Source organism: Staphylococcus intermedius NCTC 11048 (assembly GCF_002902385.1).
Taxonomy (GTDB): Bacteria; Bacillota; Bacilli; order Staphylococcales; family Staphylococcaceae; genus Staphylococcus; species Staphylococcus intermedius.
Map to the genome: position 1 here is coordinate 1 of NZ_PPQH01000166.1, position 201 is coordinate 201.

The window sequence follows — 201 nt, forward strand, 5'->3', positions numbered from 1 at the left end:
TTGTGACTTTTCAACTGATGTTGATGTGCTCGCTGAATCGCTCGCTACACTTTCTGATTGCGCCGCTGATGTTGACGCACTCGCTTTTGCTTCTGACTCTGATGCAGATACAGATTGCGATTTTTCAACCGATGTTGATGTGCTCGCTGAATCACGTTCTACACCTTCTGATTGCGCTGTTGACGCTGATGCGCTCGCTGA

Annotated in this window: 1 protein-coding gene; it reads right to left on the bottom strand. The window is 48.3% G+C overall.

Going from position 1 to position 201, the window contains the following annotated elements:
• Positions 1 to 201, bottom strand: a 201-nt coding sequence (locus CD138_RS14475; RefSeq protein ID WP_219727741.1) for a hypothetical protein, incomplete at both ends; no start/stop codon positions are given.